General features: G+C 59.8%; 15 protein-coding genes and 3 pseudogenes. 7 read left to right on the plus strand and 11 right to left on the minus strand.

Going from position 1 to position 20468, the window contains the following annotated elements; genetic code table 11:
• Positions 1-7 precede the first annotated feature (7 nt).
• Positions 8-1264 (minus strand): Rieske 2Fe-2S domain-containing protein, encoded by a 1257-nt coding sequence (locus ACVI1L_RS09375; RefSeq protein ID WP_456782766.1) that lies wholly within the window; start codon positions 1262-1264, stop codon positions 8-10.
• A gap of 111 nt (positions 1265-1375) precedes the next feature.
• Here ACVI1L_RS09375 and ACVI1L_RS09380 point away from each other — a divergent pair, with 111 nt between their 5' ends.
• The gene (locus ACVI1L_RS09380; protein ID WP_310885535.1) at positions 1376-2155 is read left to right on the plus strand and encodes an IclR family transcriptional regulator domain-containing protein; all 780 of its coding nucleotides are present in this window, start codon (positions 1376-1378) and stop codon (positions 2153-2155) included.
• Positions 2156-2357: 202 nt separating this feature from the next.
• Here the strand turns inward: ACVI1L_RS09380 and ACVI1L_RS09385 are convergent, their stop codons facing one another.
• The 3 genes and pseudogenes from ACVI1L_RS09385 to ACVI1L_RS09395 form a co-directional block, all read right to left on the minus strand.
• Positions 2358-2813: a hypothetical protein gene (locus tag ACVI1L_RS09385; protein WP_206601510.1), complete on the minus strand. Its 456-nt coding sequence runs from the start codon at positions 2811-2813 to the stop codon at positions 2358-2360.
• A pseudogene (gene bufB / locus ACVI1L_RS09390) lies at positions 2800-3710 on the minus strand (MNIO family bufferin maturase). The gene ACVI1L_RS09385 and the pseudogene bufB overlap by 14 nt, the downstream one beginning before the upstream one ends.
• Before the next feature lie 46 nt (positions 3711-3756).
• Positions 3757-3939 (minus strand): annotated as a pseudogene (locus ACVI1L_RS09395) (BufA1 family periplasmic bufferin-type metallophore); the annotation flags it as partial.
• 438 nt (positions 3940-4377) lie between these two features.
• On the opposite strand from ACVI1L_RS09395, the gene ACVI1L_RS09400 reads away from it, so the two are divergent.
• The gene (locus ACVI1L_RS09400) at positions 4378-5316 is read left to right on the plus strand and encodes an HPP family protein (protein ID WP_076827249.1); all 939 of its coding nucleotides are present in this window, start codon (positions 4378-4380) and stop codon (positions 5314-5316) included.
• 256 nt (positions 5317-5572) lie between these two features.
• Here ACVI1L_RS09400 and ACVI1L_RS09405 read toward each other — a convergent pair.
• From ACVI1L_RS09405 to ACVI1L_RS09420, 4 genes and pseudogenes are all read right to left on the minus strand, one after another.
• A pseudogene (locus tag ACVI1L_RS09405) lies at positions 5573-6265 on the minus strand (transposase); the annotation flags it as partial.
• A gap of 276 nt (positions 6266-6541) precedes the next feature.
• Positions 6542-7594 carry an alpha/beta hydrolase family protein gene (locus ACVI1L_RS09410; RefSeq protein WP_076827288.1) on the minus strand — a complete coding sequence of 351 codons (1053 nt, stop codon included), beginning with the start codon at positions 7592-7594 and terminating at the stop codon, positions 6542-6544.
• 33 nt (positions 7595-7627) lie between these two features.
• Positions 7628-8779, minus strand: a complete 1152-nt coding sequence (locus ACVI1L_RS09415; protein WP_076827247.1) for a mandelate racemase/muconate lactonizing enzyme family protein — start codon at positions 8777-8779, stop codon at positions 7628-7630.
• Between the two features lie 121 nt (positions 8780-8900).
• Entirely contained in the window at positions 8901-10208 is a 1308-nt protein-coding gene (locus ACVI1L_RS09420; RefSeq protein WP_076827245.1) for an MFS transporter, read from the minus strand.
• 292 nt (positions 10209-10500) lie between these two features.
• Between ACVI1L_RS09420 and ACVI1L_RS09425 the strand changes: the two genes are divergently transcribed.
• A complete protein-coding gene (locus tag ACVI1L_RS09425) occupies positions 10501-11106 on the plus strand; it encodes a glutathione S-transferase family protein (RefSeq protein WP_076827243.1) in 606 nt (201 codons plus the stop codon).
• 17 nt (positions 11107-11123) lie between these two features.
• Here the strand turns inward: ACVI1L_RS09425 and ACVI1L_RS09430 are convergent, their stop codons facing one another.
• On the minus strand, positions 11124-12068 hold the full coding sequence (locus tag ACVI1L_RS09430; protein ID WP_076827241.1) for a LysR substrate-binding domain-containing protein: 945 nt from the start codon (positions 12066-12068) through the stop codon (positions 11124-11126).
• 259 nt (positions 12069-12327) lie between these two features.
• On the opposite strand from ACVI1L_RS09430, the gene ACVI1L_RS09435 reads away from it, so the two are divergent.
• From ACVI1L_RS09435 to ACVI1L_RS09445, 3 genes are all read left to right on the plus strand, one after another.
• Entirely contained in the window at positions 12328-13074 is a 747-nt protein-coding gene (locus ACVI1L_RS09435) for a sulfite exporter TauE/SafE family protein (RefSeq protein WP_076827239.1), read from the plus strand.
• A gap of 56 nt (positions 13075-13130) precedes the next feature.
• Positions 13131-14015 (plus strand): LysR substrate-binding domain-containing protein, encoded by an 885-nt coding sequence (locus ACVI1L_RS09440; protein WP_310885534.1) that lies wholly within the window; start codon positions 13131-13133, stop codon positions 14013-14015.
• Positions 14016-14234: 219 nt separating this feature from the next.
• Positions 14235-15098, plus strand: coding sequence for a hypothetical protein (locus ACVI1L_RS09445; protein ID WP_076825044.1), 864 nt, complete (start codon positions 14235-14237; stop codon positions 15096-15098).
• A gap of 735 nt (positions 15099-15833) precedes the next feature.
• On the opposite strand, the gene ACVI1L_RS09450 is transcribed toward ACVI1L_RS09445, so the two are convergent.
• Both ACVI1L_RS09450 and ACVI1L_RS09455 read right to left on the minus strand, forming a co-directional pair.
• Positions 15834-16145, minus strand: coding sequence for a DUF736 domain-containing protein (locus ACVI1L_RS09450; RefSeq protein WP_076825106.1), 312 nt, complete (start codon positions 16143-16145; stop codon positions 15834-15836).
• A gap of 709 nt (positions 16146-16854) precedes the next feature.
• The gene (locus tag ACVI1L_RS09455) at positions 16855-18855 is read right to left on the minus strand and encodes a ParB/RepB/Spo0J family partition protein (protein WP_076825045.1); all 2001 of its coding nucleotides are present in this window, start codon (positions 18853-18855) and stop codon (positions 16855-16857) included.
• Positions 18856-19775: 920 nt separating this feature from the next.
• On the opposite strand from ACVI1L_RS09455, the gene ACVI1L_RS09460 reads away from it, so the two are divergent.
• The gene (locus tag ACVI1L_RS09460) at positions 19776-20231 is read left to right on the plus strand and encodes a DUF3788 domain-containing protein (protein ID WP_076825048.1); all 456 of its coding nucleotides are present in this window, start codon (positions 19776-19778) and stop codon (positions 20229-20231) included.
• The last annotated feature ends 237 nt before the right edge of the window (positions 20232-20468 follow it).

Below are 20468 nucleotides of genomic sequence, written 5' to 3' on the forward strand. Positions count from 1 at the left end.
GCAGTCCTCAGATTCCCATGTTGGCGCGATACGCCTTCCAGAAGCCGCGCACCGACGCTTCGGTCACCCGGCTCTCGCTGCTCTTGGCGTCGGCGCCCCCCATCTCGAGTACCGCCTGATCCTCGCTTGCGCCGGCTATGCCGCGCTGCACAAAGCCGCCGACACAGCCGTCTTCCATTGAGATGTAACCGGCCGGACCAACCAGATTGCCCTGCTTGATGCGCGTCAGACGCTGCTCAGGCGTGTCGTCGGCAAAGCCGAGATAAGTCCAGTTCAAGTCGGTCCTGTCGACCGCGCGCGGCACGATCTGACGCACCGCGATCGCGTTCTGGATCTGCTGCAACACGAATGTCGGGAACACCGACAAGATCTGCAGGGTGCAGCCGTCGTGATACTCGTCAAAACTTTCCAACAGGGTCGGATCAGCCAGCTTGTACTCGCTCTCGGACCGCAATTGCTGCTTGGCGTAGTCAACGTCCTTATCCGCCTCCCGATCGATTGCCGAATAGCTGACATGGTGTCCGCCACTTTCATCAACAATTATGCCGCCCTTCATCGACAGCCGGTTTAATTCGAAGGTCGTGAAGAAGAGATGCAAGATGCTGGCGTGGTAGGAGTCCTTGACGTTTTCCATGTAGAGCTTCCAGTTGTTCGGAAGCGCTTGAGTGAATCGCCCGAGCACCACCGGGGTACGGCCGCCGAGCACCCGCTCGATGCGGTTCATGATCTCCTCGCCGAGATAATCCTCAATCGATGGCACATCTTCGGAGAATGAACCGAATATCAGACCGTGAATGACCGCGATGCGCAGCTTGCGCGGTCCGTGCTGCTCCATCTTGAACGAGTCGGGCATGCCCCCTTTGCCCTTGATGCCGTCCTTGAAGGCAACGCCCGTCAGGTTGCCCTGCGGGTCGTAATTCCAAGCGTGATAGACGCAGCTGAAATCCTTGCGATGCTTGCCGCGGCTCTCCAGACAGATCAACGCACCTCGATGGGCGCAGCGATTTTCGAACGCGTAGATTTCGTTGTCGGTGTCGCGGGTTACGATCACGGGCGTTTCGCCGATGAGCGTCGTGAGGAAATCGCCCGAGTCCGCCAGTTCAACTTCTAGCGCGAGATAATGCCAATTCGGTCCCTGGAAGATCTTGCGCTGCTCCTCCGCATAAACCGATTGATCCTGAAACACCCAATACGGAACGCGGGTGAGCCCCTCCGGCCAGTTGACCGGATTTGCTCGTTCCGGCGGCAAAACGTTCTTGTTCATCGGCGTTTCCTAACGCTTGACTTAGCATTTCGTTTGTTCGAATATCGAACATATACTCATATTTCGAACACCTTGAGCCACTCTAAAACGGCTGTCAAGGTGAGCTCAGCTATGGCGATCGCGGAAACTAAAGAGAGACGTGAAGGGATGGCGGGGCTCGCGAAAGGCCTCGCGATCATCGAGGCATTCTCGGTTCACCCGGTGATGAGCGTCGCCGACGCCGCGCGCGCTTCAGGTGCCACACGCGCAGCGGCGCGCCGATGCCTGCTCACGCTGGTCGAATTGAATTATTTGGAGCTGTCGGGACGAGACTTCCGTCCCCTGCCTCGCTTGCGCAGGCTTGGCGGCATGATGTCGAAGCGCGATAAGCTCGTGCAAATCGCACAGCCACTGCTGGAGCGCGCCCGCGACGAAGTCGCGGAATCGGTTTCGCTGGCGGTGCTAGACGACAATCAATCGCTCTTCATTGCGCGCGCGCAAGCCGAGCACTACGTCCAGACCGGCGTTCGTGTCGGCGCCTATCTTCCGCTCTATTGCTCGGCGACAGGCCGCATCCTGCTCGGCCACCATACCGATGACGAAATCACGCGACGACTGAGCCAGCAGCAGATGAGCGCGCGCTCGCCGCGAACGCTAACAACCATCCCGGACGTTCTGTCTGCGATCCGGACTGCCGCGAAGAACGGTTATGCGATCAGCGACGAGGAGCTGGCGCCGGGCATCAGGTCGATGGCCGTCCCGGTGCTGGCCCCCAACGGTGACATCGTCGCCGCCGTCAGCGTGAGTGCGGCGACGGCCCGCGTCAAAGTCAGCGATTTGCGCAAACGTCTGTTACCGGTGCTGCTCAACTGCGCAAATCAGATTGCCCAGCCGTTGAACGAGCTGCGCTGACGGGTCAGTTCGCTTCCTATGCCCGAGGATTTTATCGCTCTGGCGCGGCGGAGAGCATCCGTCAGCCGTCGTGGATCATGCAACTATCGGCCATAGGACTTCGCGCTTCAATGCTCGGCGGTTCAAACATCCGCCTATGCTTCCGCGGTCAATCGTGGTTGGAGAACTTTCTTTCCAAAGCGCGTCGCAGGTTAACTTCACTTCAGTCTCTAACAAACACTCTCGGGAACCCTGAGGAAGCCGCGAACCAGATGATCCGCCGAAACGCGCCCAGGTCCCCAGGCATGATGCCGAGCGCCATCGCCGCCCATGTGACGTGGATCGGCCAACCATCGGGAACGCTGAACTCAACGATCAAGGCAGGAAAGTCGCGACCATATTCCGAATAGCAGCGGTGAGGTCGACGGTGTGGCGCGGAGGTGATAGCGCGCCATCGCGCAGAAGAATTTGACCCCGGTAATGCGTTGGACTGCCGGGATAGACAGCGGCCAACGCATTTGATGAGACTGACGGTGATGTTGTTGCGATAGACATTATAGCGCTTCACGGCCGCCTTGCGCCGGGGACCGCAGACCACTGCCGGGGGCGCGCGCTCTGGTTTGACAAGCGCCGATGCGAAGGCCGCGTATGACGACAGTTCCTGCTCAAGCCGCTGCATGGCGCACCTCTCTCTTGCAATGATCAAGGATCGCTTGCGAGGCCGCGGCTTCGGCCCTCAGGATCGGCCAGTCGGGAACATTGCTGTCCCATTCGATCAACGTGGGGACGCACCGCAACGTTCGATTACGATCTCATAAAGCTTCCATAGGGCATCGGCCACCGGTCCGTCGTGGCTGTCGAGCAGAAGCGTGTCGCCCTCATCGTCAGCTTGTTCAGTGTGGCCGGCTAGATGGCTCTCGCTCACGCGGGACAGTGGAAAATCTGAAAGATAGTCCAGTGCCGAAAAGCCTTGATTGGTTGCGGAGACAAACACGTTGTTGATGTCGAGCAGCAAACCGCATCCGGTACGCTCAGCAGCGGGACGAATGAATTCCGCTTCACCCATTGTCGATTCGTTCAACGCTAGATAGGTAGATGGGTTCTCCAGCAGAAGTGGACGCCAGATAGCATCCTGTACTTGGTCGATGCGGTCGCACACGCGACTAAGCGTCGCCTCGTCGGAAGGCAGCGGCAGCAGATCATTGTAATAGGTCGTCTGATGCGTCGACCATGCCAGATGCTCCGAGGCCAGCGCGGGCTCGTAGCGCTCGACCAATGCGCGGAAACGCGCGAGATGTGCCCTGGCGAGTGGTCCCGGACCTCCGATCGACATGCAGACCCCATGCAACAATAGGGCATGATCGCGGCGCAACGCCTCCAGCGCGCGATGCAGCGGCCCACCGGCTCCCATATAGTTCTCAGCGTGAACCTCGAAGAAGCCACGCTGCCGCCATTCGTCGAAAATCGCGGCGAAGTGCTCCTGCTGGAAGCTGCTGCCGGCAAGGCCGCGTACTCCGAGTGCAGGAAAGCGAGGGGATTCGATTGCAGACAACCCGGCCGACACCGTCGCATCCACGCTCTCTCTCCGCTTTCCCGCCGTTTCGTTATCGTCCGTCCAACTATTAGACCGGCTTGAGCGAGCCCGACTTGCCGTTCGGAAGCTGGATATTGGCGCTGGTGCGACCCTTAACGAACTTCCATGCGTTGCCCTGGAAATCGACGGTCGAGGTGCCCTTGCAGGTGGTGCCTGGACCAGCGGCGCAATCGTTCTGCCCCTTCAGTGCAACGCCAAAGCACTTCTTCTTAAAGAAGAACCCTGCCTATGGGAGGTCAGATTGGCCCTACCGCTGTTTGAGTCCTGCCGGGCCCACCAAGAAGATCAGTATCTTACTGGGTCCTGATTGCCCGCAGTGCGACGACCGCACCAGAAACCGCACCAGAAACGTGCTCTTTTCGTTCACACGAAAGTTCGCAGCGGCGTTAGGCAAGCTCGCCTGCTGATGAGCGGACGCGGCAGTGCCACCCACGATCCTCGCCTTCGGCCGACGGAGAGGCACCGACAGAAGCAATCTCTCCCTTTTGCGGAGAAGTCGGCCTTCTTCGGCAAAGCGGAAGTCAGCCAAAGGTCCGGCGCGGGGGGCCTCGCGGATGGCATCGATTCAATAACCAATGGTCATTAGAAATCGAGTTTCGGGTTTCTACTTTCGTCTCGTCAACCAAAGAATTCGGAAGATTGGACGATTGTGAAATACACGACGAGATTATTTGCCGAATTTCTTGCGCTTACATTCGTTGGAGGAATTGGGCTTGCGGTCGATACCACGGGCATATCTCTTATCCTGTTTCCTGAGATTGCCGCTTTAGCGTATGATGTATTCACGCGCCCCCACGGAAAATGGGCAAGCCAACCAATCAGACTAATTGCTACCCCTACGATCACCGCGATCCTAGGCGTGATGATAACCCGACACTGGGAATACAGCGCCCTCGCTGTAACTGTTGTTGCCCTCCTGAGCCTATTTGCTATTAAACTGCTTCGGTCGAACATCGGAGCAGCGATCTCTGCGGGTGTGCTTCCAATGACCCTCGGCGTGATGAGTTGGGGGTATCCCGCCGCCATTCTGGCGGGACTCGCAGTACTCGCTATTGCGTTGACGCTCTGGAGGCGCCTTGATCCCCATCGTTACCTGTCTGAGGGGGGCAAAGAGGGCCAGATTATAGAGACCGCCGAAACGCCGCCGAGAAATCGGTTCTGGATCTTCGCACTGACGGCCTTCGTCTTCGCTCTGGGAGCGGTGGCTCAAGCAACGAGATTGCACTTCCTGTTATTCCCTCCGCTGATCGTCGTAGCCTATGAATTATTCGGTCACCCGGACCTTCCCGGCTGGATGTCGCGGCCGGTATTGTTTCCTCTCGTATGTTTCCTGACCGCGTCCGTCGGCTTACTCTTGAGCACGAGCTTTCACGCGGAATTTTTGGGCGTGACGGTTACCATGCTTTGCTCGATTGCTATTTTACGGATGTTCAAGGTCCATATGCCGCCAGCCCTCGCCGTCGGTTTGATACCGTTCGTCATCGTCCATCCCACCTTTTGGTATCCGATCTCGGTGTTCTTGGGCGCCGCCGCGCTCATCGCGTCCACCAGAGCGTACAGCTTTATTACTCATCCGTCGGCAGCATAGGCGACACTCGGCGCTCTGGAGAATGACCGGATGGGCCGGGTCGCGGCCTAGAGACGAGCCAACTGCGCCTTCGGCCCTGTCCGCTAGCACCGCCAAAGGAGCGTTCGACTCGCACAGCAATGTCCGCTATGGGCCCAGGCTGTGTGAGAACCTCTTTTGGGCAGGTCGGGAGTCCGGCATCGGCTCGATTTGGGCGGTCCGATGGCGGCGCGAGGCTTCTGAACCTGAAGGTCGCCGATCGGCGCACAAATATCCCTTACGTCTGCATCGCCTCCAGCAGTGTTCGGCAACCCAAAATCGCTATGACACGTTTCATATTGTAGGCGAGTACATTCAGCGCCATCTCGGTCGCAACCTTGTTTCGTCTTTGCATCAGGAAGTGCGTCGCACCCATCCAGGCCTTTATGGTCCCGAACGGATGCTCGGCCGTTTGACGGCGTAAGGTCATCTTGTTGGGTTGGTCGAGCCGCCGCCGAACCTTCTCCAGCACGGCCTCGTGCTCCCAGCGCGTGATGCGCCGCTCGGGGCCGGTCGTGCTCTGAGCTTTGAGCGCGCAGCCTTGGCAAGCCGTCGTCCAATAACGGCGCAGCATCTTACCATCCTCTTGGCCGGCAAAGCGGTAGGTGAGCCGTTCTCCAGCAGGGCAGCGATAGACATCCTCGGCCGCAACATAGACGAAGTCCTGCTTGCCAAAACGGCCGGCGGCTTTCGCCCCTGAGGTCAGCGGTTTCGGCAATGTGACCGTGACGCCAGCCTGCTCACAGGCGCGAAGTTTTTCGCCGTCGTAGTAGCTACGATCCGCAACAACCTCGAGCGTCTCGACAGCCATCTCGGCACGAACCTGCCCGGCCATGTTAGAAAGTTGGTGACGGTGGCTGCCCACGTTGATCACATCGTGAGCCACAATGAGATGATGCTGCGTATCAACGGCAATCTGCACATTGTATCCTCGGCCACATAGTCATCGAGCGATGCCTGAAACAGTGTGCTCTGCCCGCGATCCAACCCTTCGAAAAAGCGCTTCATCAGAGGCCCCGCGAAATCGCCGGGAATCTTATCGCGCGAATCACTTCAAACAGAGCGTTTTCACACAGCCTGGGTCCACAAGCCGACCACGACGCCTCGGCTCGACCTTGGTCGGCTTTTCCTCCCGACAGCGGACATAGCGGCATTCTGAGCAAGCATCGGCTGAGGGCCAGAAGCAGAAATCAACGAATGTGCTTCTTTATTGTCGGCTGCTAGGTTGACGGACATGATGACTCAGCCACTCCCCCAGCCAGCCCGCGACCGCTAGGCTATTCCTGTCCTGCATTATCATGTGAGAGTTGCCGTGAAAGCCGACATCCGGAAGTGACACGAGCTCTGCAGTGACGCCTGCGGCCTTTGCGGACCTGACAAATTCTTGGCAGCCCTTGAAGCGGTTCGTCCACGCTTCCGACTTGTCGACGAAGTCTCCGAACAGTACGAGAACCGGAATATTCTTCAACGCACTCATATCATAGTCGGCCGCCGGACAAGCGCCAGGCTCCAGAGAGATGATCGCGGCAATTCCCTTGCTGCTGATCATTGCCGTCTGGAACGGATAAATGCCCGATTGCGAATGGCTGATCAGGACAGTATTCCCCACCTTTTGAGCAAGTTCGGAAAGTGCCGGCACCGTCGGCACCGGTGGCTTCATTGAATATCCCCAGTCGGGCACCATCTGTTTCCAGAATTCTCCCTGTGCTTCGAGCGGAAACTGCATCCCGGGGAATACTTTTGGATACTCCGGGCCAAAGCGGAAAATGGTCCAGGCAGATTCGTGTCCCGCCGAGATGAATGCAGGCAACGTGTCTGCCCCGGCTTTGCCGGCTTTCACTGCGTTGACAGCAGCCGGGTTCGCTGCCGATCGGCCGCGCCAAGCCTGATCGATCACGTACACGGTAAAATTCTGCCTCAGAAAATATTCATCCCATCCCATCCGGCCGTCTGGAGTGGTCTCCCAGCTCTTGCCCGACAGGCAGCAGCCATGAATAAGCGTGATCGAATAGCGCGCAGGACGGACGGGCGTTTGGTAACGCACATAGACCTGGTCCACGCTGATCGTGCCGCTCGAGGCGAAGTTGGGGATGGTCGACAAAGCATCGCTCTGCACATCGTGCCCGCCAACGAAGAAGCTTCCCTGCTTTGAGATGATCAATGGCCGATCTGCGTCGACTTGAGCAGCCCGCGCGCCGGAGGCTGCTGATCCAGCGGCAAGGATGATCGCCAACGTCGTTCGAATGCTCTTCGACATCATGTCGTACCTCCGCTCACTATTGAAAAAGCACATCTAGTTCGACGACCGATACTCGGCCCGATTCAGCAGCCAACCGGCGCTCGCTTTGAGGTCGGGCTCGATTCCAAGTCCAGGCTCATCCGGCAAAGGGAATAATCCGTCTTTGACTCGCGGAAACGGCTGGCTGAGAGCTTCACGCAGCGGGTTTTCCATGACGTCATGCTCCAGCATGCCAGGTCCGCCTACCGCCGCCAGCACTTGAGCCGCGGCCAGTAGTCCTACCCCGCTCCCAAGCCAATGGGGACAGTAGGACCGCCCCATCTTCACAGCCCGTCGGCCGACCGCGTACGCCCCGGTGACGCCGCCCCATTTGAGCATATCGGGTTGCACCACTCCGTGATGGCCTCTTTCGATCAAGCTCGCGAAGGCATCGTAGCCCATGACGTTCTCGCCACCCGCGAGCGGCACTGGCGACAGGAGCGCAAGCTCGGCCCATTCAGACGACGGCCGGTCCGCGGCGATGGGCTCCTCGATCCAACCCAGTCCGTATTCACCCAGCAGGGGCACTGATCGACGTGCTTCAGCCAAATCCCATCCCTGGTTCGCATCGACCATGAGCTGTTCACCGTCACGAAGATTGCGAGCAAGGCCCGACACAACCCTTTCATCGACCGCTGTGCCGAATGCCACCTTGACCTTGAAGGCGCGAAAGCCTGTCTCACGGCAGCGAGAGACGGTCTCCTGCGCTGTGTCGGGATTGAGGCCGCTCGCATAGGCTGCGATCGACTCCGCCGTTTGCCGGCCGCACAACATTGATCTCAGCGTTTTCTTCTCACGGCGCGCGACCAGATCCCACAACGCTAGATCCAGTCCACCGAGACACGCGGCAAATGGCCCGGGTTCAGCGCCCTGTAATGCCCAACGATGCGTACGAACGGACAGTACGTGCCATGCATCAGACGGATCGTGGTAACTTCCAGACAAAGCCGCCGGACAGATTATGGTTTCGAGCAGCCGCATCTTGTTGTCCGCACTAAATGGCGGGAAGTTGCACCAGATCTCCCCCCAGCCGTGAGCGCCGTCCTTGTCTTCGACGCGCAACAACAAGACGCTGCGGCGCGGAATGCTGCCGAACGACGTCTTAACCGGCTCCTTAACGTCGGCTCGGAAGAGAAATGCCTCAATGCGCGCGATTTTGATGCTCATCACGAATCCTTTTCAAAGCGGCGACGTTTGGACCACCACCACGTTCCAGACAGGGTTGATGGAGTTGTGGAGCCTCCGCCCTCCCGGGTCGCGATCGCAGCCTTTTCTGCGGAAGCTCCGCCTATGCTTTCTTCAGGGTCGGACCGGCCCGTGGTGCGCCCACGAAGCGCGCATTCACGACGATCGGCGTGATCGCCGCTCCGAGGATCGAAAGAGCAGCCAGAAAGTAAATGCCTGCCTCGAAGCTGTGCGATGATTCCTTGATCCAACCGATGACATACGGTCCAACGAAGCCACCCAGGTTTCCGATTGCGTTGATGAGCGCTATGCCGCCAGCTGCGGCCCGCCCTGTCAGGAAAGTTGACGGGAGCGGCCAGAACGGCGGCTTGGCTCCATAGATGCCGATCGCAGCAACCGCCATGAACGCGACCGCGATGAGCGATCCGTGGAGAAGACCGGCCGCGAGCAGGCCGACGGCCGTTACGGCAAGCGCGACAAACAGCGTCCATCGTCTTTCATTGTACTTGTCCGATACATAGCCGAACGCGATAATGCCAAGCGTACCAAAGATGTAAGGAATTGACGTGGTGATACCCGTCTGCATGTCGGTCAAGCCCAGACCCTTTAGGATTTGCGGCAGGAAGAACGCTAGTCCCAAATTTGCAGTCGTGTTGGCAAACCAGATGAAGGCGAGAGCCAGCAGCCGCCGGTCCGACAACGCCTGGATAGTCGTCAAACCGTGGGCCTCTGCAACTGCGCGATCGTCGTCAGCGATCGCTTTTTGCAGGGCGTTCCGCTCGTCCAGGGTCAACCATTTGGCGTCCCGAGGCTTGTCGGGCATGACGGCAAGGAAGAAGAAGCCGAAGATAACCGTTGGGATGCCTTCCAGAAGAAACAACCATTGCCATCCCTTCAGCCCGGCAAATCCATGAATGCCAAGGATCGCCGTTGAGATCGGACCGCCGACAGCCAGCGAAACAGGCACCGCGACGATGAAGGCTGCCACGATGCGTGCCCGATATGCCTGCGGAAACCAGTAGGTGAGATACAGGATCACGCCTGGGAAAAAGCCGGCCTCGGCGGCTCCGAGCAGAAACCGGATGACGATGAAGCTCGTCGGCCCCTGCACGAGCGCCATCGCCGCGGAAATCAGACCCCACGAAATCATGATCCGGGAGATCCATTTTCTGGCGCCAAATCGCGCAAGGGCGAGATTGCTGGGTATCTCAAAAACGAAGTAACTCAGGAAGAAGACGCCCGCCCCCAGGCCGAAGATGTAGGGCGAAATGCCGGCGTCGTCGTTCATCTTAAGGGCCGCGAAGCCTACATTGATCCGATCGATATATGCCAAGACGTACCCGACAAAGAGTATGGGCATGAGCCGCATCGACACTTTCTTGATGGTGCTCTCGGAAACTGCGGTCGACATACTCGCCCCCGTTTGGCCTGCTATTTGTTGGCGTCACGCTGCTCGGCAGTGTCCTGCTTCTTTCTCGACGGAGCGGCTCAGGCCGAGCAATCTGCATCGACCGCAGACCACGGCATGGTCCATCCGCAGCGCAGCGCGTTAGCGGTAACTTACAGCTACGGCGCGATGTCTCGGGTAATGGTTTTTTCCGATGCCGCTATCTGCGCTTCAGATTGGCCAAGGGCCCTGTTCTCGCGTAATCCGCCGCGAACAGCACTGCCCCTCACCAACGTCTCCTTCGGAAGGCCCGCGAATGATGACCTTGCGTATCTCCGCGACTTCGCCATTTGCCCGCAAAGTCCGGATAGCCATCTCCGTTCTGGAGCTCGATCACCGAATCGAAGTCAGTCTGGCGGATACCTACGACCCGGCCGACGAGATAAGATTGGAGAATCCGCTCGGCAAAGTACCGACACTCCTGCTGGAGGACGGCCGAACCTTGTACGATTCCCTGGTCATTCTCGAGTATCTGAACGAGCTCGTCGGCGCCGACGCTATCATCCCGCGCGGCCCGGAACGTATCGAAGTTTTGCGTATGCATGCGTTGGCTTCCGGTCTGACCGACGCAGCTCTGTTGGAGGTCTACGAGCGGCGCTGGAGAAAGCCGGAAAAGCTTAGCGAAGATTGGCTCGAGCACCAGAATGGCAAGGTCGTGCGTGCTCTCGATGCCATCGAAGCAACGCCGTTCGCGTGGCGGGGCACGCCGCATATCGGAGCGATTGCCCTCGCGACCGGACTTGGCTTTCTCGATCTTCGGTTCGATGGAAAGTGGCGTAAAGGCCGGCCGAAGCTGGATCGATGGCAGGAGAACTTTTCGAGCGAGGTGCCGGCCTACGAAGCGACAGCGTTCAAAGGATAGCCCGCTGCAAGCAAGGTCTAGCCGGCCGACGGGGCACCCAGCTTGGACCTTCTCGCCTGCTCATCCGACGCTTCCTGCATCGCGCTCTCCTCCCGCAGCCAGTTCCTGAAAAGCTGCAAGCTGGGATCATGTTCCCTGGTCGGACGACGGATCAAATACCAGGCCTCGATCTTCGGTATCGACAGCGGGAACGGGGCGATCAGGCGGCCTGCAGCGAGCTCCGCCTCGACATATGCGCTCATCGCCAGTACGGCGCCAAGACCGTCCGTTGCGGCTTGAACTGCCAAACCATAGTAATCGAAGACCGGACCGGGCGTCAGCTTCGCGAACGTCTCGGTCGGCAACGACGCAGCGAGCCACCAGCGCGACCAATCATTTGGCGCGTGACGGACACGAAGCAGGGAAATGTTTGCCAGATCGGCCGGCCGGCGGAGCCGTCGCGCAACATCTGGGGAACACACCAGCACGAGGTCCATGCTGAACAGCCGATCAGCGATGAACCCCGGCCATGGATCCTGTCCAAGCCGCACGGCACAGGTCCACTCTTCGTTGAACGGCGCGACGGCTCCGCCGGTCGCTATTCGGATCTCGATATGAGGATGGGATGATGCAAACCGGCCAAGTCTCGGAATCAGCCATCTCGCTGCCAGGGTCGGTCCAATGCCAACCGTCAGGACGTTGGTCTTCTGCCCGCGCTTCTTCGTTTCAAGCATCAGTTGTTCGATGCGGGCGAACGAGGCTCCTAGCTCGGGGGCCAACGCCGCGCCTACTTCGGTAAGTTCAAGTCTGTTGCGCTGACGGTCGAACAGTTTGACGCCGAGATTCTCCTCCAGGATGCGCACGAACCGGCTGACAGCCGCTTGGGAGACGCCAAGCTCGGTAGCTGCCGCGGTAAAGCTGACGTGCCTCGCAGACGCTTCAAACGCGCGCAAGGCGTTCAGGGGCAGAAAGGAACGAGACATACGTACCGGGCCGGGTGCGAGAATTCTACAAGGACGAAACCTCGGCAGATGAGGCTTAGTGCGACGCCCGCGCAATCCCACGGCCGTTTAGCCCTAAGCCAGCTCGGTCTGACCGATTGCAAAAGATAATTGCACGGCCAGAATCGCGCAAGTTTTTCATTATTTCCGGGCATTCTCCCTCGATCAGGGCCAACTTTTCTAAGGCACCCCCTAACTATCTCTGTTTGCGCTCGGTCACGCGCCTGAGCCACAACGGGCTATGACAGCCCTAGCAGCTTTAGGCCTAGCGATCTTGATGACCGCGACGGCTTTCCTCTCAGGCATCTTCGGGATGGCAGGTGGTCTCATCCTGATAGGCGTCCTGCTCGCCATAATGCCCGTTCCGGCCGCCATGGCCCTGCATGCCGTGACACAGATGGCCTCGAATGGGTGGAGGGCCTTCCTTTGGCGTCGCCACATCGTGTGGCGTCAACTCGGCTATTACGCCGCCGGATGCGTCGTCGCGCTGCTCGCCTGGTCTGCCATCTTCTTCGTACCCGAGAAACCGGTCGCCCTGCTTTGTCTCGGCGTGACGCCATTCCTGGCGAGAGCGCTGCCAATGAAATTACAACCGGATCCGGAGCGGCCTTCGCACGGGCTCGCCTACGGCTTGATCTGCATGTCCCTGATGCTGCTCACGGGCGTAACCGGCCCGTTGCTCGATACGTTCTTCCTTGGGTCCAAGACCAACGATCGCCGCGGCATCGTTGCCACCAAAGCGACGGCTCAGGTCTTGGCACACGGATTCAAGCTAGCCTATTTCGGCGGCCTCGCGGCGGGCGTTTCGGGACTGGACCCCATGCTGCTCGCTTATGCTGTCATAGCGTCCGTCCTTGGAACGACCTTCGCCCGACGCGTCCTGGAGTCGCTGAGCGATACTCAGTTTCGGCTCTGGGCCGGACGCCTGATTACGGCCGTGGCGACTTGGTACTTGCTGCAAGGAGGTTGGCTCCTCATCGCCCGATGAGGACGACGATTGATCTCGGAGTCTCGTGACGTTAGCGACCTTGATGGTACCCAAACATGGATGTAAGCGATCTGAGAGCGTTTGAGGCGGTCGCCCGCCTGGGCAGCATGAACCGCGCGGCCGCAGAGCTGAATACGGTGCAAAGCAACGTCACGGCCAAGATCCGCAATCTCGAATTTGAGCTGAAGACACAGCTCTTTCAACGCAGCGCGCGCGGCGTCGAACTCACCCCTGCCGGCCGAAGAATGCTTCCCTTCCCGCTGCGACTTAAGAAGCTACTATCGGACGCCAGGGCGGCAGCTCGTGACGACGGACCGCCTAGCGGGCGCCTGGAAATCGGGACACTCGAAACCATCGCGGCTCTTCGGTTGCCGCACGTTCTCGCCGGGTTTGCCCGATCGTATCCAACGGTACAGATCTCTCTGAAAACTGGAACCACTCGCGCCCTCGTTTCTGATGTCATCGACGGACGGATCGATGGGGCACTTGTAACCGGTGCCGTCGAAAGCATCGTGCTAAATCATGCGTCAATGTTTCATGAAGAGCTTGTTTTGGTGACGTCGGCATCGATCCATTCCGTCGATGAACTTGTCTCGATACCGAATGTCCGAGCAATCGTGTTTCGGCAAGGATGCGTGTACAGGGAAAAGCTGGAGATGCTGTTAGCCGCACGGGGAGTATCGACGGTTGCGACGCTTGAATTCAGCTCGCTCGAGGCCATCCTTGGCTGCATCGAAGCGGGCGTCGGGCTGTCGCTTCTGCCGATAGGCATCATAAACCGCGTCAAGCGTGATGGCCTTGTAAAGGTACACCAGCTCCCGCCAGAAGATGCAAATGTACAGACCGCATTTGTCCGCAGACACGACACCTATCTCTCCAGCGCCATGACTGCCTTCATCGAACTGCTCCGTGACGAAGCGCTTACGTTTCCGAACCGCTAAACTGTTCGACCAACGGCGCGCCGGACGCATTGCAACCGTCCTTGCCTCGGTGCCTCACTGCGAAGTCGACGAAATGGATCGGCTTGAAATGATGGTCGGCTAGATAAATTGCCGTAAAGTATTGTCGTTGCTGACAACTGCGACGGACAGTGGGCCGAATGGGTTGAGCGTGTCTTGCACGCGGCGCGGCCGCCCGGATCGCCTTTGTTGGGCTCAGGAATGATCGCAGTCAGCCATGCGTGCACTGCGTTCGGACAGCAAGTCGTTTTCCCGCTTCTGGTGCGCTCGACCGACGGTGGTGCGTACGTCGGGACCCTTTCTCCATTGACCGAGGCGTACCAGATAGCCCGTCGCGTCGTGTTCACAGAATTGCCGGCCGAGACGTTGTTCGAACGCGCTGCGCATTGGTACCAGCAGAGCGAGAACATCGAAGCGAAGCTTGCCGAGCTGTCCCCCGGAACAGCGGATAAGGATTCCTGGCCGGCGGCGATCCCCAGCGCGGTGATCCGAGTAGGTGAGGTGGACGTGGAGATAGTTCCGCTGACCTCGAGGACCATGCTGGTCGACGAAGCGAGGGCAGGAATCGACGCCCAGGGGGTCGCGGGGCTAAACCATCGAATGGCTGCAAAGCGCTATGTCGAGAGTTGTCTCAGCGGTATTGGGCGTATCGTCTCATTGCGTTGTAGCGACGACGCCACAGCCATCAAGCGGCTGTCCACTGCGAAGATCGCGTTCGAGTTTGGAGGGGACGGCGCACCCGGGGAGCCGCTGTATGTCCGGTTGCATCGCGGCCGCGATGCGGGTGCGCCTCCTGCCGAGGCCGTGAAGGCTATCGAGACGTATCTCGCCCAACTAAGCGGGACCGATCCGCTGCTTCACGTGAATCTCACGGCGTATCGAGCTCGTCCAAGCTCCCGGTCCGTCGACACCATGTGCGGCTACGACGCGGCAAATGATGCCAACATCGAGTTCGCGCTGCGGCTCTGGGAGGAATATCTGCCGGAGCGATTACGTGGTTTGTCTCTCGACGCGTTTGCGATCGCCCTCGGCATCCCTCAGCTCAGGCGCAACGGTCCTGTGTAGAGGCGTTCCGCGCCTTTCGGTAAAAGGCCAACCGTGTCGACGGTTGGCGTAGAGGACCGGCGTGGGAACGAACAGCTTGACTGAAGGATGACCTGAGGGGCGGCCGCGGCGTGCGGATAACCTACCCCTATGAGGGTCTATCCCGAGAGCTTGTCCGCGCTAGTCCCAGCGAGATTCCAGAATTTTCCGCGCGACAAATCCGAACGGAGCATCAGACGAGTTCTTGTAGGAGTTTGAAACGCTTGGGTACGTTATGGCGACACGAGGTTTGTCAATGGCGCTAACCTTTGGATGTGCAGACAACGACTTGGCCGCCCTTCGGCGACAGTGCTTTTATCTTGCGATACTCCCTACCCTGCTCTGCCCTCAGACTTGGTTAGTCTGACTTTGCTCAAATTGCCAGGTCGATTCATCCGCGCTCAGTCTTTGCGACAGGAAATCGAGGCCTTTCGCGCGGCAAAATGGAGAGCAATTCGAGCTCCGAATGCGGGTCATTGCTGCCCGTGAGACACACGAAAGAGCACCTCCGACGATCGAAAATCCGAGCCAGATCCGACGCGAAAATCTGATCGCTCGGCCCTGAATACTGCACCAAAATCCATCCATCGATCGCTTTTTCTCAGGCGGCGAGGCCCCCTTTTCGATCCGAGAATCCCCTTCGACTCCCTCCCAAAGCGGCGCAAGCAACGCAAAAAGCCCCGCCTCCGAAGAGGCGGGGCCTTTGAACCGCGGCGATCAATCGCCGCTGCGGCGCGACCAGATCAGGGTGAAGCCCTCGTCGCCTTCGATCTTGACCAGCGAGGCGTAGATCGGAGCCGGGAAGCTCGGATCGTCGAGCTTGACCGAGAGATATTCGCGATCGCTGTCGCGAACGGTCTTCTTCCAGGCGGCTCCGAACTCGGTCGCACCAGCGAAGATTCGGTAGTCGGGAGCCTTGTCGTTGTCCTTCTCGGATGCTGTGAACTTGGCCTTGATGTTGAGCGTCAGCGTCTTGATCGAGCCGCTGTAGCCGTTGTCGGAAGCGGTGAAAGTGCCGATGGTCGCCATGGTGATCTCCGTCTGTTTTGCCCGGGCCGCGCCCATCGCAGCCTCGATGGCGATCCCTTGCCCGGGAAGCGATCGGCCCGCAGCCACAAGGCCCGCAGCGCCAGCGGAGGACGGCGAAAGCCTGCTTTTTTGTCGTCCGCGAGGAATGCCGCCACTTCGCGGCAGAGGAAAAAAGCAGGCTTGAGGTGTTGCGGGAAGGCGATCGAGGCGCTTGCCGTGCCTCGGGCCTGATCAGCCCAATCGAGGGTGCGTTGGACGCGCGCCCATACCCGAACTGATGGCGATGACCATGGCTGCCGGCGCCCCACCGCGGCATCGGACAACGGCGCGATCGATCCAAAGAAGAGCCAGCGTCTACGCATCAATGGCAGGGACGACGCCCGACCAAACGAACCCGAACCAACCGCATTTGCGCGCGAGAAACCGACGTCGCCGCCAGGATGATCCGCCCGCTTTGCGCTCTCGCACGAGGTTCTGGGCACGACCAAAGCTTCCAGCCCGATTGCCTCGTCCCCGCAAAAAGAAGGCGCGGCACAGCCGCATCGGCCGCTGCAAACAGCGTGACTCGGACGGATCGTGGCCCGGATTTGGGGAGGGTCCAACGTGAGCAGTCGCCGCTGTGCATTGATTGAACCGGCCGCGCGCCGTCAGGTGCGCGGCCGAAAATTTTGGAGCCTGCCGGAGCCGCCACGCGGCCCCGGCGCGCATCTTACTCCGCAGCCTGCGAGCGAAGTTCGCTGCCCTTCACCTCGCTTTGGCCCTGCGGCGCGGCCGTCCGCAGCAACATCGGCAGCCAACCGGTTGCCGCCAACAGCTGTTCGGCAGCTTGCGCCATGTCGGCCTTTTTCAGCGACGACAGGCGCTCTGCCGCCTCTTCGCTGACGCCTTCCCTGACCGCTTCCAGAATGCCCGCCTTGGTGACTCGGCCGAGATAACTGCGCACGGTTGGACACCAATAGGAGGTCATGTCGAGGCCCACGGCCTCGGCCAAACGGTCCGCTGCCGAGAGGGCGCAAGGCCTCCGGTCAAACGGCAGTTTGACCGCATTGACCGTCAACGCCGTGCAGTGCGCGAACAGGGACATGCGGCTGTCGTGGTCGAGCTCGGCCACAAAATACCACAGTCCGGCGACGTCCTTGGGCATCTGCCGTGCCCAATTGGTGTGCCGGTCCGACCAAGACTTGCCAGCCGCGGTGTCCTCGATTCCGACCGCATGCACGGCCAAATCCGTCTTCACCGGCTGGATGCCGACCACATGCGCGTTGGCCCCGAAATAGAAGATTTGGGCGGCGAGCGCATGAGTGACCGCCACGATAGCGACCTCCGGCTGCTCACTCAAATTGAGCCGCAGCCCCAGCGTTCGGTGCGCGGTGAGATCGCGGACGAGCGTGTCAGACAGCCTCGGCACCTCCTCTTCTTCCTCGTTTTCTTCCTCCCCTTCTTCACCATCGCGCTTGGCTTCGTCACCTCCGACGCCCTCCTCTTCCAGCGCCTGGGCACTGCTGTCCTGCCCGGTCTCAGCATGGGCTTTCTCGTCCTCGGGGCGAATAAAACCCCGTTCGATCCGCACTGCACCGTCGTGATTGAGGATTACGAAAGCGCCGCCGCGCACGATGTCATCGGGATCGTAGGCCTGCCGTTTTGATTCCAGCCGGTCGATTTCGGTCTCCAGTTCACCGAACCGCGCGTCCACCTCATCGGACAGTTCCTCGGCCGTCTGGTGCTGCTCGGTCAGCCGGTCGAACTCGCTCTGGACCGCCTGAAGGGCGGCCTGATCTTCCGCCGAAAGCTCTACCGGATGCGGGTAGACCCGGCGCATGCCGTGGGCATGCGGGAAGTCGAGATGAGCTTCCGTCCACCGCCATCCCTCGGCCGCCCGCAAGCTATCCGCCTCGCGGCCAAGCCTTGCCGTCACCAAGAGATCGAGCAGCGAGACATCCTCCAGATAGCCGCCGCGATCCTCAGTGAAGAGGTCGCGCAGGACGGTACCGCCCGCTTCCGTATAGGCCTCGAGGCCGACAAAACGCGCACGGCGATCGGTGGCCGCGACATGGGTTTCGGTGAGCAGACGGCGGATGGTAGAGGCATCCCGGTCATAGGTGAGACGCTCATAAACAGCCTCCTGCCGTGCTTGATCGTCGGTGATGGCAAAGGCCATCACCTGCTCAAGCGCAAGATCGCCATCGCGATAGAGCTGGATCAATTTCGGGGAAACCGCGCCCAGCCTGAGCCGTTGCCGCACCACATTTGGCGTGACGCCGAACCGCGCGGCGATCTCCTCAGCGCCGAGCCCGCGCTCGTCCGCCTGCTTCCTGAACGCCTCGAACTGGTCAGCGGGATGCATGCTTTCCCGGGTGACGTTCTCGTCCAGGCTGATTTCGTGGGGGTCGTTCGCGGTATCGACGATGCAGCGGATCGGCTCGGTCTTCTTGATCTCCTTCCGCTTGACCCGCAACAACTGGGCCAGCCGCCTGCCCTCGCCGATGGTCACCAGATAGCACCCGGTAGCCGCTCCCTCGCCATCCAGCTCCGGCTCGACCACTAGATTTTGCAGGATGCCTTTCGCGGCGATGCTCGCCGCATAGGCCTCGACCATCGCCTCACTGTGCGGCGTCTTGCGCGCATTGTTCGGTGACTTCTTGAGCTTGTTGAGCGGAATGAGAACCTCGGTCCCGCTCACGGGGATGATTTCAACTGACTTGGCCGACATGATCAAACTTCCTTTTGCTTCCATGGGTGCAAGGCGCACTCCGCGCCTGCACCCCTGCCCGTCGGCGAGACCGGGGTTAGCAAGGGCCAGGGCGACCCGAGCGGAGGGGGATCGCCCGCCCGATAAGGGCCGCTTCGCAAGAAGCGGGTCTGCACAAGCGCGTGCTTCTTGTCGTCCAAAGTCGGCAGAATGAAATCAGCGCGGAAGACCGGGGAGACCGCTCGGGTCGGCGCCGGCAAGCCGGCGCTTCACCCTGGCGCGCGCGAGGGGCAGCGCCCCTGAGATCCAACCATGAGAAAAATGCGCAACCCTGCAGTCGTGACGACATGGCAGAAGTGCCAGCATCAAAAGAGCAGCCGACGACAGGGCAGTGATAGCGACGCGGGCATGCAATGCCCGCGGGCACCGAGGCGACTGCAGTCGTGAGACCGGTTAACAAGGCACCCGAGCGCGGGACAGCGATAGCGACGCCGGCATGCAATGACGGCGGGGCCCGCGGGCGAGTGCCTCCGGCGAGCGACTCATTATAATCTGTCTCTTACTTGCGCGAGGGATCGCAGCCGCATGGCCGCGACGCGAAGCGGCACCGTTCACGAGAGCCCGGTCCGCGACCAGCGGACGCGCCCCACCCCAACGAAGAACGACCTACCGGACGGACCACAATCGCTTGTCAACAAGCGCAGTCCTGTCCTGAAGGAAGCGACAAGAAGTCCCGAATACGTGTCCGCAAATCCGCGCGCAAGATTCCAGCGTTGACGGGCAACTCGCCTATGCGCCATTGCCGGAGAGAGGCCCGCGACAGAACTTCCGATTCCGAGACGGAAGACATTTCGCGCGCAACATAAGTTCAATCCTCAGGAACTTGGCAACGCAACTCTCGCAGAAGCTCAAGGAAGAGCCGTCGCAGCGAAAGGAAAGTTATGGAACAGTCCCCCCAGGTCGGCGACAGGATCACCGACAAATCAGCCTCGCCCGATGACAGCGTTGTCCGCGATTGGATCGGACCGGGTGCGTTCAAGCATTGGACCCACCTCCAGAACTGGATCGAGAAGTTCTACCCCGGCATTTTCGCGCCGGAATGGCTCTATGGTGGCAAGAAACGGGGTTGGTCGCTGCGCTACAAGAAAACAAAGGCGTTCTGCACCTTCCTGCCCGAGTATAAGCGGTTTTCGGCCGTGGTGGTCTTGGGGAGAGCGGAACGAGAACAATTTGAAGAGCGGCGCTATCTGTGGCGCTCGCGGTTGATCAAGCTTTATGATGAAGCCAAAACATACCCAGACGGGAAGTTCCTAACGGTAGCGATCTCATCGGCCGATGACCGGCATGATGTGACTGAGCTTTTAACTATGAAGCGCCCGCCGCAACCGCGCCGTTAAAATCCGCGGAAATCCTAAGTTTCGCGACCGGCTCGGCGACGCTGGACCTTCGGAAGCGCAAGACGACGCTATCCAGCAGTTAAAGTACATCGTTCGCAAGTAATGTGGAACGCTGCAGCGCTCGTGCCGGAGCGTCGCGGCTGCATTCCTCATTGCTATAGACACCATACATACTGGCTATTGGAAAGCTTCGCCTCGTATTGCGATCAATCCGCACCATTTTCGCGGATTCATGAG

It is taken from the genome of Bradyrhizobium sp. USDA 4516 (genome assembly GCF_054055915.1).